Origin of the sequence: Fodinibius salicampi, from assembly GCF_039545095.1 — a bacterium.
Classification (GTDB): Bacteria; Bacteroidota; Rhodothermia; order Balneolales; family Balneolaceae; genus Fodinibius; species Fodinibius salicampi.
Genome location: NZ_BAABRS010000001.1, coordinates 288,958 through 305,990 on the forward strand (window position 1 = coordinate 288,958; position 17,033 = coordinate 305,990).

12 protein-coding genes are annotated in these 17,033 nt (G+C 44.1%); 6 read left to right on the forward strand and 6 right to left on the reverse strand.

Annotated elements, in window-relative coordinates:
- Window position 1 precedes the first annotated feature (1 nt).
- The gene (locus ABEB05_RS01250; protein WP_265786792.1) at window positions 2-2,440 is read right to left on the reverse strand and encodes a penicillin acylase family protein; all 2,439 of its coding nucleotides are present in this window, start codon (window positions 2,438-2,440) and stop codon (window positions 2-4) included.
- Between the two features lie 150 nt (window positions 2,441-2,590).
- Between ABEB05_RS01250 and ABEB05_RS01255 the strand changes: the two genes are divergently transcribed.
- On the forward strand, window positions 2,591-3,436 hold the full coding sequence (locus ABEB05_RS01255) for a 3-hydroxyacyl-CoA dehydrogenase family protein (RefSeq protein ID WP_345694247.1): 846 nt from the start codon (window positions 2,591-2,593) through the stop codon (window positions 3,434-3,436).
- A gap of 41 nt (window positions 3,437-3,477) precedes the next feature.
- Here the strand turns inward: ABEB05_RS01255 and ABEB05_RS01260 are convergent, their stop codons facing one another.
- Window positions 3,478-5,259, reverse strand: a complete 1,782-nt coding sequence (locus ABEB05_RS01260; protein ID WP_265786794.1) for a DUF2207 domain-containing protein — start codon at window positions 5,257-5,259, stop codon at window positions 3,478-3,480.
- A 79-nt stretch (window positions 5,260-5,338) separates the two neighbouring features.
- Between ABEB05_RS01260 and ABEB05_RS01265 the strand changes: the two genes are divergently transcribed.
- The 4 genes from ABEB05_RS01265 (at window position 5,339) to ABEB05_RS01280 (ending at window position 9,993) form a co-directional block, all read left to right on the forward strand.
- Window positions 5,339-7,024: an acyl-CoA dehydrogenase family protein gene (locus ABEB05_RS01265; RefSeq protein ID WP_265786795.1), complete on the forward strand. Its 1,686-nt coding sequence runs from the start codon at window positions 5,339-5,341 to the stop codon at window positions 7,022-7,024.
- Between the two features lie 118 nt (window positions 7,025-7,142).
- Window positions 7,143-7,667, forward strand: a complete 525-nt coding sequence (locus ABEB05_RS01270) for a hypothetical protein (protein WP_265786796.1) — start codon at window positions 7,143-7,145, stop codon at window positions 7,665-7,667.
- Between the two features lie 279 nt (window positions 7,668-7,946).
- Window positions 7,947-8,933 (forward strand): threonine ammonia-lyase, encoded by a 987-nt coding sequence (locus tag ABEB05_RS01275; protein ID WP_265786797.1) that lies wholly within the window; start codon window positions 7,947-7,949, stop codon window positions 8,931-8,933.
- 40 nt (window positions 8,934-8,973) lie between these two features.
- A complete protein-coding gene (locus ABEB05_RS01280) occupies window positions 8,974-9,993 on the forward strand; it encodes a threonine aldolase family protein (protein WP_265786799.1) in 1,020 nt (339 codons plus the stop codon).
- Between the two features lie 235 nt (window positions 9,994-10,228).
- Here the strand turns inward: ABEB05_RS01280 and ABEB05_RS01285 are convergent, their stop codons facing one another.
- The 3 genes from ABEB05_RS01285 to ABEB05_RS01295 form a co-directional block, all read right to left on the reverse strand.
- Window positions 10,229-10,684, reverse strand: a complete 456-nt coding sequence (locus ABEB05_RS01285; RefSeq protein WP_265786801.1) for a hypothetical protein — start codon at window positions 10,682-10,684, stop codon at window positions 10,229-10,231.
- 50 nt (window positions 10,685-10,734) lie between these two features.
- Entirely contained in the window at window positions 10,735-11,925 is a 1,191-nt protein-coding gene (locus ABEB05_RS01290) for an aspartate aminotransferase family protein (protein ID WP_265786803.1), read from the reverse strand.
- A gap of 898 nt (window positions 11,926-12,823) precedes the next feature.
- Window positions 12,824-14,998 carry a Tex family protein gene (locus ABEB05_RS01295; protein WP_265786805.1) on the reverse strand — a complete coding sequence of 725 codons (2,175 nt, stop codon included), beginning with the start codon at window positions 14,996-14,998 and terminating at the stop codon, window positions 12,824-12,826.
- Window positions 14,999-15,075: 77 nt separating this feature from the next.
- On the opposite strand from ABEB05_RS01295, the gene hisN reads away from it, so the two are divergent.
- Complete coding sequence (gene hisN / locus ABEB05_RS01300; protein ID WP_265786807.1) at window positions 15,076-15,849, forward strand: histidinol-phosphatase; 774 nt, start codon at window positions 15,076-15,078, stop codon at window positions 15,847-15,849.
- Window positions 15,850-15,943: 94 nt separating this feature from the next.
- On the opposite strand, the gene ABEB05_RS01305 is transcribed toward hisN, so the two are convergent.
- The gene (locus ABEB05_RS01305; RefSeq protein WP_265786809.1) at window positions 15,944-16,948 is read right to left on the reverse strand and encodes an alcohol dehydrogenase; all 1,005 of its coding nucleotides are present in this window, start codon (window positions 16,946-16,948) and stop codon (window positions 15,944-15,946) included.
- Between the last annotated feature and the right edge of the window lie 85 nt (window positions 16,949-17,033).

Sequence of the window (17,033 nt, forward strand, 5' to 3'; positions counted from 1 at the left end):
TTTAGTTTATAGGTAGTAGCCGCATCGTCTCATATGCTGCATTATTAAAGAAAGTGCTGTCCCTGTAAAGCCGTTTATACTGTCCCTCAATCCAGCTTTGAGTTTGGTTGCCGTAATAGGGGGAAAATGGATTCTCTGATTGCCCGGTTGGAAGAATCGAAAGGGTATAACCGGGTTCTGAAAAGTCAATAATACGGCGAATGGAGGGACCTAAAGTCATTTCATAAGGATCATTCCAGTCGTATTCTCCGTTATTAAGCGTTGAACTATGACCCCTGACGGGAAGAGGTCCGATGCTCAGCAGGTTCTCTACAATTATTTTTAATGCTGAAGGCGCCTCTGGCTGTTCGGCCGCTTCACCCAATAGCTCGGGCTTAAGCGTAATAGTGTGGAGTTGTTCCCAGCGCCATTCAAACGGCTCGGGACCGAACCGGCTCCTTAGAAAAGAAATGGTTTGGTCCATGCTGCGATTTATGATTTGTTCTCTTGTTTCCTGCTCATCCGTGTTGATATTATCAAAGAATGAGCTGCCGTCTTGCAATAGACGTATTAGTATACGTTCCGGAATGGCCGTAAATTTTATAAAGCTTTCATATACCGGCTCTGTCATCTCATCGGCAAAGGTATTTTGGGAAAGGCGGAGCATAAAAACATCCATAATGGATGCCGCTGTCTCAGACTGGTTATAGGAAAAATCCCAGTTTTCGAGATAAGAGATTACCGTATCGAAACGGTCGGGATGTTTCTTTAATACCGGAAAGATCTGGTCCATCAATTTTTTTGCGTAAAGAGAACGGCTGTCGTTTTGCATCTGCTGGAAAATTTCGGGGGAAAGTTGCTCATTTTCTGCCATATACTGGGTAATACGATTATAACGGGCGTTATCTTCCCAGTAAATGGAAAGATAATGCGGATAATTATCATTCACCGGTTTTTGGTTGGCGTTTGCGACCCATCCCCGGTCGGGATTTATCTCCGAGGGAAGCTCTTCATAGGGCACATATCCTCTCCAATCCTGTGAAGGATCCCAGCCCTTCCGAAAGAGAATAGGATTATTATCTCTGACTGGCACGTTGGCCAAAGCCAGTCGGGCAATATTCCCATCCCGATCAGCATATACAAAATGTTGGCCGGGAACTTTAAAATCACGGGCATGCTTTTGGAAAGCCTCAAATGACTGGGCCCAGTTCATGCCCAGCAACGCTTCTACTTCATTACTGACTTCATGCCCGGTCCATTTCATGGTAATAACCCGGTCCCCAATAAGTTGTTGGTCGGGATAAATATCTGATATAACCGGACCGTGTTTGGTAAGGCGGCGTGTAAATACCGTGTCCCCCTCATTTTTTATGGGAATAACCTCTTGCTGTTCTTCAAAGGATTCATAGAGTGGTTCTCCGGCCAGGGAATCAAGCAGATATTCATCTGGATTATCGGGATCGATGGCTTCCTCAAAGAAATCAGTATCATCGAGCATAATATTGGTAAGTGACCATGCCAGGTGATCGTTACGTCCCAATACCACCATCGGAGCCCCGGGAATAGTCGCTCCCGACAAATTTTGGTCATTCACATTAAGATGCACCTCATACCATTTACCGGGAATACTAAGTGCAAGGTGTGGATCCCCACCTAATAATGGTGATTCGGTAGTAGACTTATCCGTATTTACGGCCCAGGCATTACTGCCTGTATGGGTGCCCTGAGCCCCAATAATGTGCCGTACTCGCTGATCATTTTTAAGAAAGGGAAGCAGGGTTGTCGTCAGGCTATCCGTAGTGTCTGCAGCGGTCTCAAAATTAAAAAATCGATTGTCCGGCAGGATCTGTTGAAATTGATTCCCCGGGAGTTGTTCAAATAGGTAGGCATACGTAAGCTCTGAACGCCAGGCAAGGTTTAGTTCCCAGGCCATCATCCGGGCTAGTGCAACGGAATGAGTGGGGGTCCATGGGATGGGTTCCATATCGGTCAGTGAAAACTGTATGGGTAAGCTTTTAGGATGCTGATCAGCATAAGCATTAACCCCCTTGGAATAGGCTTCTAAATAGGATCTGGTGGAATCTGACAGGGTAGTTTCTATCTTTTGAGCCATTCGCCAAAAGCCCAGCGTCCGTTGGGTAATATCAAGAGGCAATAAATCTTTACCCAGGAACTCCGCAAAGCGTCCCTCTGCTGCCATCTGGGTGACGGTCATTTGCCACAGGCGGTCTTGGGCATGTGCATAGCCCAGGCTGTAGTAAAGGTCTTCTTTATTTTGGCCGTAAATATGCGGAACGCCATGACTATCCCAATACAGGTCCACCGGCTGATTGAGTTCCGGCTGTTCTAAGGTAATATTGTATTCAGGAAGAGGACGATAGAACGTCCAGTAGATGCCAATAGCAATAGTGCCTGATAATAAAATTAAAAGGCCGGTAAAAATACCGAAAAACTTTCTCATGAAATAGAAGCTTTTATTAACAATTCAAAAAGGAAGGTAGCAAAGTTATGGATGAATGTCAGAACGGAAGCCATTGAAAATGCCGTAGAAATTTGATACTCTCTGCATGGATAAGTTAAAATAATCAGTCAAAAAAGCAGAGCAATGGATATAAAAAAAGCAGCAGTCATTGGCGGCGGCACAATGGGCAATGGCATTTGTCACGTTTTTGCTATGAATGAGATAACTATTCACTTGGTCGAAATGAACCAGGAGCTGGCGAATAAAGCAGTAGCCACCATTGACCAAAATTTGGATCGGATGGTCACCAAGGAAAAAATAGATGAATCTAAGAAGGAGGAGACGCTTGATCGTATAATCACATTTACTGATACGGCTGAGGCCGTGGCTAAAGTCGATTTAGTTGTGGAGGCTGTGCCCGAAAATTTTGAACTTAAGAAAAAGGTTTTTGCGGAAGTTGACCAGGCTGCACTGGATAAAACCATCTTAGCCACTAACACTTCATCCATCTCTATTACCAAATTGGCCGCAACTACCTCACGTCCAGGACAGTTTATCGGGATGCATTTTTTCAATCCGGTTCCGGTGATGAAACTGGTGGAAGTTGTGCGGGGGCTTGATACGAATGAGGAAACAGTAAATACTATTACGGAAACGGCGAGGTTGCTTGACAAGAATCCGGTTGAAGTAGCTGATTATCCAGGTTTTGTATCTAATCGTGTGCTGATGCCCATGATCAACGAAGCTATTTATTGTATATATGAAGGCGTTGCAGAGCCCCAAGATGTGGACCAGGTTATGAAATTGGGTATGGCTCATCCCATGGGACCACTAAGACTGGCCGACTTTATTGGCTTGGATGTCTGTCTGGATATTCTAAACGTACTGCATGATGGCTTTAAAGATCCCAAATATCGCCCATGTCCATTGCTGGTTAAAATGGTTGATGCCGGTAAGCTGGGTGATAAAACGGGCGAAGGTTTCTATGAACATTAAAAGAGCTGTTTGTTAGTTCAATCAGCAGTCGTTCGCCATTTTTAACCAGCTCCTCCGGCTGCTCCGCCTCCGGCCGCACCGGCTGAAGCACCACTACCGCCCGCCGTACCAGCGGAAGAAGAACCGGGAAAGGAAGTTGTGCCGGTGGCGCTGAGGGTACTGAAAGAGTTGGCAATATCCGCGGATGAACGGGCGCCGCTCGGATATATCATCAACCAAACAAAAGCGGAAGAAGAGGGATTATTTTCTTCGATAATGGTTTTTATTTGACTCTTGGATAAGCCAAACGCGACAGCATAGATTACATGTTTATCAAGGATATCGTTACCAATAGAATGGGCTTTGGCATTTTTAAGTCCCTCTTTATAGGCCTTCCAGCGTTTATAGGTTTGTTCTCCTTCAGCAGTGCGGCGAATTATTGCTACGGAACTCACCAATAAGACAAATGTTATAGCAAGTGAGGCAATACCTAAAGGGCCTGCCCAATAAGTAGCCAGAATAGCGAGGATCAACAAAAAGAACTGGACCCCTGCATTGCTATATGCGCCTTTATAACTTTCTTTGTCATACCAATTTTTTGCCCGACAATAATCATTGAGCTGTTTCTTCCAGTTCGAAAACCATTTAGATGAGCTATAACTGCTATCCGAGAAAAGTTCATCAATATAATTATTTCCCCCGCCAATCTGCTCAGACACAAAAGATGATAAACTGGATTCCCAATCGGTCAGTTCATCTGGGAAAGTGGTTTCTGTTTTTTCAATACGGAAACGTTTTTTCTCGCTGCCAAACCATCCTTCTTCGGATTTCTCTTCCTTAATAATGAATTGACCCTGTCGTGCCAGATCCAGTAGTGTTGCCATCAGGTGGGTGCTGTTTATATTTCGTCCCTGAAGCAGCCATCCCGTTGTAGCAGGTTTCAGCCTGCCGGGTGTCATAATAGTTTCTGTAGATGAAATATTGGTCGAGAACCGCTTACCATATTTCCGATAGAAAAATAGAAAAGCAGCAATACTCAGCAGGGATGTGAGAATCGTCAGCTGCCGTCCATATTGAGCATAACGGTCGTCCTGCTCTTGTTGTTCCGCTAAAGCTTGCTGATATTGCTGTTCATCCTCCCGAGCTAAGGCAAGCGTAAAATCTGAATTGGTAGTTGTGACATCCTGCTGATTAAATATATACCTTGGGAAGACACTTCGGATTTTGACCGACTCATCCTCGTTCAGGTTTTTGGCAGTCACGAGATAACCGTTTTCTGTATTGGTGAGTGTAATCTTGTTCGCTGGACCGCGTTCCCAGCTATAAATGGAATCAGATCCTACGGATTGCGGCAGCTTCATTTCTATATGCAGCCTTTCTGTGTCTTGGTCTCGGTCGGCACTGATATAATTCCAAAAGAATTCCACCCATTCAGATCCAACTACAACCGCACCTTCCAGTGTATAGGATATGGAAAAGGTGCGTTGTTCATCATTGGCGTCATAGAACCATTGTATCCGTATCTGCTCATCACCCCGCTGTACCTGGAATGTACCCGGCTCTTCACTGTTTTGGTTGATGAAAGCCGTATTATTTTCCCTGACACGGATATCTTTGATAGCGGTATATCCCTGCAAAGGAAGGCGGTAATCGGCCCAGGAAAAAGAGCCGTCAAAATAGTAGGTGCGATGTTCTGTAATATGGATGGTACCGTCTTCCTGAACAGCAACCTCTACCCGGATTTCCGGAATAGTATATGACTTGGCCTCCATGCTATGAGGCAATAGAGTAGAGATCAATAACAAAAAAAATGCTGATATATATGTATAATATCGATATCGCATGAAAGTGATTGATTGTTGAATACGAATGATTTTACTTAACAATAGTAGCCTATTTTGTTCAAATAATAAATTTATCACTATGAGAGATCTTTCTAACCAAGTGCTTACTGACGATGCCAGAAGCAGCACTAATTTTTTTAAGAGCGATCATATTTTCCGGCATTATCTGCGAAAACACGTTCCCGATTCCGTCTTGGAATATATGGCTCCTAAGCTGGAACGTGTTGGTCAGCAGGCCGCAACCCGCATGAATCCCCTTTCATTAAAAGCTGACCAACAGCGGCCTGAGCTTAAGAAACGAACAAAATTTGGAGAGACGATTAATGCCGTTCAATTTCATCCTGCGTACTGGAAACTGATGGATATTGCTGCCGAGTCTGAAATGTTCTACGTAAAATATAATCCGGAGTTGCGGGAACGCTTTGAAGGAAATCGGCATGCGTTGGGCTTTGCAGCGGGACAGTTGTATGGGATGAGTGAAATTGGGGTATACTGTCCACTTTGTATGACCGATGGAGTAGCACACTTGGTGGATCAATATGCTCCTGAGGATATCCGAAAGCGGTTATTGCCTAAATTGTCGGCTTGCAAGGGCGCCTTACTTAATACCGGCGCTATGTTTCTAACCGAAAAGTCCGGCGGTTCGGATGTGGGACGGAATATAGCCACCGCGGATAAAGTATCCGGACGAAAGTATAAGCTGAATGGTGAAAAATGGTTTTGTAGTAATGTTAATGCGGAGGTGATTATGGCACTGGCACGAACAGGAAACGCAGAGGATGGTACGCGCGGACTGTCGCTTTTCTTAGTGGAAAAGGAACTTCCCGATGGAAGCCGAAATCCGATGAATATTATACGCCTGAAAGAAAAATTGGGGGTGCGTTCGATGGCAACCGGGGAAGTGGAATTAGAGGATACCATCGGTATTCGTCTGGGTGAAGAGAATAGAGGATTCAAGGTGATGACAGAGATGATCAATATCTCTCGGATTTATAATGCAGTTGGGGCCGTTGCAGGCATCCGCCGGGCCATTATTGAGAGCTACGAGTATTTAAATCATCGTATTACTTTTGGAAAAAAGGCTGTTGAACATGCGTTAATACGGCAAAAATTCCATGAGATCGGGTCGCTCTATTTGTCCGATTTTCTGCTGACCTGGCGAGCCATCCGGGCAATGGATAGCGCGGAGCAGGGCAACCAAAAAGAGAAGGAATTGCTACGGACTCTTATCCCAATGGCTAAATGGAGCTCGGCCGAACAGGCCGTTTATATCGTGCGGGAGTGCATGGAGTTGATGGGCGGTAACGGATATATTGAAGATTTTGTAATGCCTAAGTTACTTCGAGACATTAATGTACTGCCTATATGGGAGGGATCGGGTAATATTATTGTACTGGATATATTGCGGGCGACTCAAAAATCGGAGGGATTGGATATTATTATCGATAAGATTCGCGGCACTGCAGAACGGTCTCAAAATTACGGTTCATTAATGCAGGATAAACTAGATAAAATTCTCGCGGTCTGGAAGGAATTAAACGATACAGATGATCGGGAGGTTGTTGAATCCACTGCCAAGCCGCTTTTTGAAGAACTTATTCACCTCTATCAAATGGCCCTGATGATTGAAGAACGCGATGGACAAAGTGAAGCATGGATCGATCCGGCGATGGATTATATGGCCTCGGAGTTAGATGATACGCTGAAAATTAAAAATGCTCCCGATCTGGATATTATTCAAAATCTCATCGGGTGGAAGTATTAATGAGAAAGGTTAGCGCATTTAATACTTGCGGTAAAAATAGTTTTTATAGAGGTAGGTTGGTTACTAATCATATTTATAAAACTTCAGAATCATTTTGTTGAAAAAAGTTATTCCACTTTTGCTACTGTTTCTCCAATCGCTGGCTTCTATACCAGCGGTATATTCTCAGCCAATCGGTAGTACTGCATCAAATATGGATATCCCCGTACAAAGTATATACCTGGAATTAGGTGGTCCTGGCAGTATCTATACGGCAAATTATGATGCCATTTTCGACAGTGGATGGGGATTTCGAATAGGAGGAGCGTATCTGCCAGAGGAAACCTACCGTTCACAAAGTACTGGGAACTCATATTTTGGAACCGATCTTTTGGTTATTCTCCTCATGGGAGAATATGTTACTGGGGAGGGACCTCATAAATTCGAATCCTCATTTGGGATCATGCTAGGAGAGTCCAATATAACCAATATTGATGTCTCTGTGCCTGACCCTCCGGGATTGGCAGCTTCCTTTGGCTATCGCTATTTACCTAAGGAAGCAGGCAAATTGACCTTTAAAGCTGCGTTTACTCCGGTTATTGCCAAGGGACATATTTATCCCAAAATCGGGGTGAGCATCGGATTTATTCTACCATCAGAATAATGAATTTGAGAGCTCATATTCTATATTAAATAGTGATGCTTATAAGACGGATACATTGGGTTGCTATTTTTTTAATGGTGTTTGTAGTAGATTACATTGTCAGCCCACTTCTTTAATACCGCAGTCGTCTTACAGGATTTCCGACTATTCAATGAACCTTTGGAGAATACCCAAAGACTTACAAAAATATTTTGCTGTGTTTCCATTTCTACCATATTCTTCTTATCTCATTACTTAGTAAACAAAAATGTTAGTTCAATTAAGTTCAGATATAAATAGATGGATACCATTGAAATACCCACACCCCGAAGAATAGAGCAAGCACGGGAAAAGCTGGGTGAGAAAGTGCGTCGTACGCCCGTTTGGGAGTGGGAGGGTGACGTGGCAGATCAGCTTTTAAGTAAAGAAACGAATATTTTTTTGAAGCTTGAGCTCTTTCAATATGCCGGCAGTTTTAAGCCTCGGGGAGCTCTTATGAATATGCTGGATTTGACTGAAGAACAGTTGGAAAAAGGAGTTACGGCCGTAAGTGCCGGTAATCACGCTATCGCAGTCGCCTATGCGGCCAAATCTCTTGGTACTACCGCCAAAGTGGTAATGCCCAAAACCGCTAATAACTTCCGGGTGGAAAAGTGTAAGTCGCAAGGAGCCGTAGTGGAGTTGGTCGATGATGTGCATGTGGCATTTGAGTGGGTTAAAGAGATTGAAGAACAAGAATCACGAGCATTTATTCATCCCTTTGAGGGAAAGCAAACGGCCCTAGGAACGGCTACAGTAGGGTTAGAGCTTTGCCAGGATATCCCTATGCTGGATGCGGTTATCGTACCCATCGGGGGTGGGGGACTTTGTGCGGGAATCGCTTCGGCGGTAAAACAGCTCAATCCGGATTGCAAAGTGTACGGTGTAGAACCGGTAGGAGCCGATAGTATGAGTCAGAGTTTACAAGCCGGAAAGCCGGTAGAGATAGAGAAGGTCGATACTATTGCCGACAGTCTCGGTGCACCCCATGCGGCACCATACAGCTTTAGTTTATGTCAGCGTTTTGTGGATAAAGTGGTAACCATTACCGACCTGAAGATGGCCCAGATGATGCGTACGATGTTTGAAGAATTGAAGCTGGCAGTAGAACCCGCCGGGGCATCGGCGCTGGCCGCAGCAGTAGGTCCGCTTGCGGATAAAGTTATTGGAAAGAATGTAGGAATTATTGTTTGCGGTACAAACATCGATACAGAAAACTTCCAGAGGATTATCGGTAAAACAAAATAACATTGAATAAACTCAAAGATAGCATAGTTCATTTTTTGATATGATCGATTTGAGAAGTGATACGGTAACGAAGCCTACAACCGAAATGCGTAAAGTCATAGCCGATGCCGAGGTTGGAGACGATGTATTCGGGGAAGATCCATCTGCCAATGCTTTAGAAGAAAAGGTAGCACGAATGTTCGGCTTTGAAGCAGGCTTGTTTGTTCCCAGTGGTACAATGGGCAACCAGTTGAGCATAAAGGTACTCACGGACCCGGGGGAGGAAGTACTGATTGAAGAAGCAGGACATATCATTAATTATGAATCTACGGCAGCAGCACACCTTTCGTCGGTACAGCTGACTCCCATCCGGGGAGACAAAGGTAAGATTTCGGTAGATGATTTGCAGGACAGGCTACGTGGGACTCATGACTGGGAGCCTAGAACGAAAGTTTTATCGATAGAGAACTCAACCAACAAGGGAGGAGGGTGCTGCTATACGGAGGAGGAATTGCTGAGGATACGTACATTTGCTGATAAGCAGAATTTGGTAGTGCATCTCGACGGAGCTCGTATCTGGAATGCAATGATAGCTACGGGAACTAAACCGGAATTTTACGGCAGTATTGCCGATACTATGTCGGTTTGCTTTAGTAAGGGTCTGGGAGCCCCGGTGGGATCGATGGTTTTGTCCACCCAAAAAAATATTGATCAGGCGCGCCGGATGCGTAAGATGTGGGGCGGTGGTATGCGCCAGATAGGGATGCTAGCTGCGGCGGCGGGTTATGCTATCGAAGAACATCTTCCATTGCTGCAAGAGGATCACCGTCGGGCTCGGGAGCTGGCAGAAACAATTGAGGGATGCTCGGGGTTTGCCATAGGCTTGGATTCAGTAGAGACCAATATTTTAATTTTTGATGTATTGGATGAATCAGCTGTGTCTGCGGTAGAGCGACTGGAAGAAGAGGGGATACGGCTGGTCCCATTTGGTCCCAATACATTGCGAGCTACGTTCCATTTTCAGATTACAGATCAAGATTTAGAGCAGGTGCAATCGGTGTTTGAGACCTGTTTTGGATAGTAATCGTTAAGTACAGGGTGACATCTTATTTCTAATTACAGAAAAACGTTTCATATCGAAACCAGTTGTGGTTCTCACATTGAACAATTCAAATCCTATATCAACGTTATAATCTAAAAGAACTTGTCCGACGAAACCTTGGTGTAGTCGGGCTTTTTTCAGGATCTTGCCCAGCCGAATATCTTTAGGGCACATCCCGGGAGGACAACAAGATAAAAAATCGGGAACAGTTCTTTTATTCCCGCTTTTTATTATTACTATCTGATTGAAAAAGCGGGTTGTCGCGATCTACTATAGGTAAATCATATATTTGGTAGACTCCGAATTCAAACTGGTTATTGATATAGGGAGCCACCGTTTTCATAAACTGCCACATCCAGTCGGGACCGATACTTCTTTCCAGCTCTTTGCGATAGGCTTCTACGGCCATATCAAGATATTCCTGACCCTTAAAAGGGGGAGTATAGTATTCCGTTTCACTGGGAACTTCATAACTGCCCATTTCACTCATAATGCCCCCCGACATTGAACGGTCAAATTTAGACTGCATATTCAGCTTCCGTTCTTCCTGCTCAGGTTCAATTTCTTGCCTAGTAGTATCTGTTTCTTGAGCAAAGGTGATTGTTGGGATCACCCCAAAGAAAAGGAGGAGTAAGAAAAACCGGCGATATGTAAGGTTCCTTTTTGCCAATAAATAGTATTTTATTCAGTGATCATTCAGGTATAATAACTGAAAAGTAATCAATTTGTTATATCCGGAGCTGTTTTTTTAATGGAGTGGGCAAGCACATGGGCCAGAGTATCCAGTTCTTCTTCACTGATAATCAGGGGAGGAATCAGTCTAATTACATTACCACTGGTACAGTTCGAGAGAACTCCCTGTTCCATCATTGCAGTTACTACCGGACGCCCTTCAAAGGCGAGCTCCACACCAATCATGAGTCCTTTACCCCGAATATCCTTCACCGATGGAAGATCTTGAGTAAGATTACGAATTTTCTGTCTTAGGAATACACCTTTTTCTTTTGCTGCCTCCGAGAGATTTTCATCGAGGATAGTCTTAATAGCAGCAAGGGAAGCAGCACAGGCCAGGGGATTTCCTCCATAGGTACTGCCGTGGGCTCCATAGTACATGGACTGAGCAACTTTTGACTGGCAAAGCATACCGCCGATGGGAAAGCCTCCGCCCATGGCCTTAGCTACCGCAATAATATCGGGCTGTATTTCATAGTGCTCAAAGCTAAACATCCGTCCCGTGCGGGCCATTCCGGTCTGTACTTCATCCACAATAAACAGGGCATTGTGCTGATCGCAAAGATTTCTAATTTCCTGTATAAATTTTGGGGAGGCGATCTGTAATCCTCCTGAACCCTGTACGGTTTCCAAGACCACTCCCAGAGTTTGATCATTAAAATTGGCTTTTAATGCGTAAATATCATTAAAATCGACCTCATAAAAGCCTTCTAAGAGGGGATCATATCCTTTAGTATACTTATCCATGCCCATGGATATTGTAGCTACTGTACGGCCATGGAAAGCGTTTTTTACCGTTATAATCGGTCCTTTTTTGTGATTTTGGGTTCCAAATAGCCTTGCTGCCTTAAGAGTAGCTTCCATCGCTTCACCTCCACTGTTACAGAGAAAACCGTGACTCATCCCGGATATTTCAGTAAGCAGTTGCAGTAGTTCCGCCTGCGATTTACTGTAATAAAAATTTGAAATATGCATTAACTCAGCGGACTGTTTTTGGACGGCTTTAACCACCTTGGGGTGGCAGTGTCCCAAGCTGTTTACAGCGATGCCAGCCAGGGCATCGAGGTACTGATTTCCGTCCTCATCCCAGACCTTTGTACCTTGACCTTTCACCAGGGTAAGTGGAAATCGATTGTAGACGGGTAGGTGATATTTCTCCGTGATCTGTTGGGCATTCATGGATACAGATTTAAGGATTAAAAAAGTGTTTTTTGTTGATTTGATATAGCCAATAGTAATAAAAAATAAAGGCTATTCCGCAATAGTAATTCGGTAAGTCTGAATTATTTATTTACCCAAAATAGAAGTTGCAATTCCCTGGCTATATTTTTTGTGGCTGTTTGGTTGACTAACTAAGAAGGAGGTAAATATTACTACCCAAAGTAAGACCCGGATACTCACTTTAAGCTTGATCAGTCATTTTGACAGAGTAGACATAACTAATAAATATAACAAGAGAAAAACTATCATAACTATTTGGGCTGCAATAGGTTATGAGCTTCTATTAAAAAATAGAATATTATGGGGGTAATTTTGGTAAAAGAAAGCATAAAATAAATAAAGCAAATATATATAATCAGGTATAAAAATATGTCTTAATATATTGTGAAGTAACAGGTTACAGATATTAGTTAATACATAATATATATATCTTTAATGCACGATATTGAGAGTGGCTTAAATTATTTAGGCAGGGAAAAATAGAATTTATGAACTTAATATTAATTTCTAGATGATTATTTCTATAAATATAGTAATAACAATTACTTATAGAAATAAAAAATAGTATATAGACCTAATTTTAAGACCTTTTAATTTTACCTAAATAATTTAGGTTTTTGGAAATATACCCTTAAGCAGACAATTTATCATACCTATTTATGGTAGTATAATACACTGGTATTAAATAACTTATGGTGTTTATATAAAAATAACTTTATATAAAAAATTTATTTCTGGTCTCAATTTTGGGAAGAATGGATAAAATCCTGATAAAAAAGCCGTTAACCCGAAAGGAGTTAACGGCCAGAAAGACAGTAAGAAGAAAGGAGAAAATTAGATAGGATTGCAGAAGAAGTTACTGCTTCAGGGCAAGCCCTATGCGTCCCCTTTCCAGATCGAGGGAAACAATTTTGAGTTTTAGAATATCACCTACCGATACAATTTCGTGCGGATCTTCTACCTTGCGGTCAGCCATATTTGAGATGTGTAAAAGTCCGTCTTGCTTCACGCCGATATCAACAAAAGCGCCGAAATCTACAACGTTGCGTACCGTCCCTTCGACCACCTGACCTTCACTCAGATCTTCCATCTTCATGATGTCATTTCGGAGCACCGGTTTGGGTAGGGAAGCCCTCGGATCCCGACCGGGTTTTTGCAGATTTTCGATGATCAATTCGAGGGTGGGAACGCCCACATCAATTTGTTCAGCAACCTCTTTTTTATTAATATTTTTGAGTTTTTCAGCAACAATATTTTCCTGACTATTCAGGGAGTCCAAATCTATCTTGAAAAGGTTGCAGAGTTTTTCAGTTGCCTCATAACTTTCCGGGTGAATGGCCGTATTATCCAACGGGTTTTTAGATTCCGGTATACGCATAAATCCGGCGGCCTGCTGGAAACGAAATTCACCCACGCCCCGTATATCTTTTATTTCATCCCGGCTGGAAAAAATTCCTTCGTCCTCTCGACGCTTCACAATGTTTTTGGCAACCCGACGACTGAGTCCCGATATATGAGTAAGCAAAGGAGCACTGGCTGTATTTAAATTTACCCCTACTTTATTGACACAGCTTTCAACGACATCGTCCAGCGACTGGGCCAGTTGATTTTGATTTACATCATGTTGATAAAGACCCACTCCGATTGATTTGGGATCGATCTTAACCAGTTCGGCCAGCGGATCCTGTACGCGTCGTGCGATAGAGATATTGCCTCGTTGTGCTGCTTCGAGGTCGGGAAACTCCTCGGCTGCTGTTTTGGAGGCTGAATAGACCGAGGCTCCTGCTTCATTGACAATCAGATAATTGAGTTCCTCGTCGGGATGCCGTTCTTTTCGTTTTTGTATAAACTCCGCCACAATCTGTTCGGTTTCCCGGCTGGCCGTACCGTTGCCAATAGCAATCAGGTTGACATTATATTTGTCGATTAGTTTGTCAAAGACCTTTTCGGCTTCGGCTACTTTATTTTGTGGAGGGGTCGGATAGGTCGTGGTTCCCTCCAGATATTTACCGGTCTCGTCCACTACAGCTACCTTACAGCCCGATCGATAGGCAGGGTCGATGCCCATGACCACTTTGTGATCGAGCGGCGGCTGCATGAGCAAATTGGAAAGATTGGTAGCAAAGGTTTCGATGGCATGCTGGTCTGCTCGTTCGGTAAGGTCATTGCGCAGCTCTCGTTCGAGAGAAGGAAACAGCAACCGCTTATAGGCATCTTCTACGGCATCCTGTAGGTGCGGGGTAAAGATACTTCTGTCGTTCGTAATGACAATATCGTCGATATTTTCGAGTGTTCTCTCTTCCCACAGTTCTACATCTACAAAAAGGATGTTTTCGCGTTCACCCCGGTTGATCGCCAGAATCTGATAGGGTTTCAGATATTTCGCTTTGAGAGAGAATTCGTAGTAATCTTCGAAGTTCGTACGTTTTTCCACGGCAGGGTTTTTCTCTGTTTTGATCACTGCGTGTTCCTGGAAAATACTTCGCAGCTTCTCACGTACTTCGGCCGATTCATTGATCCATTCCGCTACGATATCCAACGCGCCCTCCATAGCGTCTTCGGCAGTTGGCACCTCCTGCTCTTCATCCACAAATTTGGCGGCGTGATCCCTGGGATTACCCTGCTCGGTTTCCTGGACCCAGATAAGTTCTGCCAGCGGCTCAAGACCTTTTTCTTTGGCCATATCGCCTTTAGTACGCCGCTTGGGCTTGTAGGGCAGGTACAGGTCTTCAAGGGTATTTAGGTCTTCACAGTTTTTTATTTTTTCTTCGAGCTCATCAGTGAGCTCGTCCTGCTCTTCAATAGTTTTCAGGATGGTTTTCTTCCGGTCTTCAAGCGTGCGATGGAAATCCAGCTTATCTCTCACGCTGCGGATATCCTCTTCATCGAGGCCGCCGGTGGCTTCCTGTCGATAGCGGGCTAGGAAAGGTACGGTAGCCCCGTCATCCAGAAAGTCGGCAACCGTGCTAATCTGTTTGGATTTAAGGTTTAGTTCATTGGCAATACTTTGGTATATCTGGGCTTCGGTCATATAATTATTCTACATTCTTATTTCTGAGTCCTATATTTGGGTAGCTGAAAATAATCACCCTAAGACAATATGTACACATGAATTTTGATCTCGATACCATCCATAAGTTAGCGATTAAAATTGCCAAAAAGGGCGGTGACCATACGCTTAATTATTTCAACAAATCTTTTGAGGTGGAGCGGAAGTCGGATGATTCGCCCGTTACTATTGCGGACCGGGAGGCGGAGTCAATTATGCGCAAGGCCATTGCAGAGCGGTTTCCAGATCATGGCATTATCGGTGAAGAGCATGGTAAGTCCAATGAGGGGAGTTCCGTACAGTGGATTTTGGATCCCATCGACGGTACGAAATCGTTTATTCATGGCGTTCCGCTCTATACGACACTTATTGGAGTGGTAGTGGATGATGAACCGGTAGTGGGCGTAATTTATGCGCCGGCTCTGGATGAATTGTGCGAGGCAGCAAAAGGAAAAGGGGCCCGATTGAATGGTGAAAAATGCAAAGTTCGAAGCTGTGATAGTTTAGGTGAGGCCAGTTTTATGAGTACGGATGTCTATACGGCAGAGGAGTTTGATTATGGTGATGCCTTTGATATGCTGATTGAAGAAACACAGATACACCGGACATGGGGCGATGCCTATGGGCATATGCTGGTGGCTACCGGCCGCGCAGACCTGATGTTTGATCCTGTGTTAAGTATCTGGGATGCGGCACCGCTGCTAACTGTTTTGCAGGAGGCGGGTGGTGTTTTTTGCGATACGGATGGGAATGAAACCATTCAGTCGGGCAACGGGTTTTCCACCAGTCGCCCATTGATACCGGAGGTACTAGAGGTCTTTAAGAAAAGTTAGGTAGTCTTTTAATTAGATCTCTTTTTTAAAAAACAATAGCGCGGGAGTTAATTCCCGCGCTATTGATAATTCAAAGCTATTGGGTGTTTGTACTTTACATTTCCAGCACGACTCGGAAACGTGCTTCATTATTAATCATTCTATCGTAGGCTTCATTAGCTTTTTCAAGAGGGAAAGTCTCAATTTCAGGAGTGACATCGGTTAGAGCGCTAAAACTGAGGGTCTCTTCCGAGTCTTTGGCATCGCCACTGGGCCAGCCAGAAATGGATTTTCGTCCCATAATAAGCTGAAAAGGAGATACTTCAATGGGATCGTTAGTGGCAGCTACAACCATTAGCTGACCATTGCGTCCCAATCCGTTAATAACAGAGGAAATGGCTTTACTGTTCGGAGCGGTAGCAAGCAGCACATCCGCACCGCCAAGCTTTTGCAGTTCTTCTGCAGGATCGGTGGCTTCGGTGTCGATATATTTATGAGCACCGAGTTTAAGTGCCAGTTCTTTCTTTTCAGGTCCGCGCGACAGCGCTACAACTTTGCACCCGAATTTATTCGCATATTGTAGACCCAAGTGACCAAGTCCCCCGATTCCCTGAACGGCTACGATATCACCGGGTTCAATATTGCTGTTCCGCAGTGCGTTAAAGGTGGTGATTCCCGCACAGAGGAGTGGAGCTGCTTCGGCAGAATTCAGTGAGTCGGGTATGTCTGCCAGGGCGCTTTCTGGTGCGGTGAGATATTCGGCATAGCCACCATCGAAGTGGATACCGGTTACCTGTCCGTTTTCACAATTAATAAAATCTCCGTTTCGGCACGCCTCGCACTGGTAGCAATGTCCGCCGTGCCAGCCCACGCCCACGCGCTGTCCCTCTTTCCAGTTCGAAACATTATCACCCTGCTGTTCAATGGTACCGATGACTTCATGTCCGGGTACGCGGGGATATTCAATACCTGGCATTAAACCGTCTTTTACGAAGGCATCACTGTGACAAATACCGCAGGCCTGTACTTTAATTAAAACTTCATTCTCGGAGGGAGTTGGAATATCTTTTTCAACGAGTTCAAAATCAGAACCCGCTTCCGTTATTTGCATTGCTTTCATAATAATTCTGTCCAATATTTTAGATTAAATTTTTTATAGCAAAGAACTATCAAAAGAACAGAAATGTTTTTAAAATCATTTACTG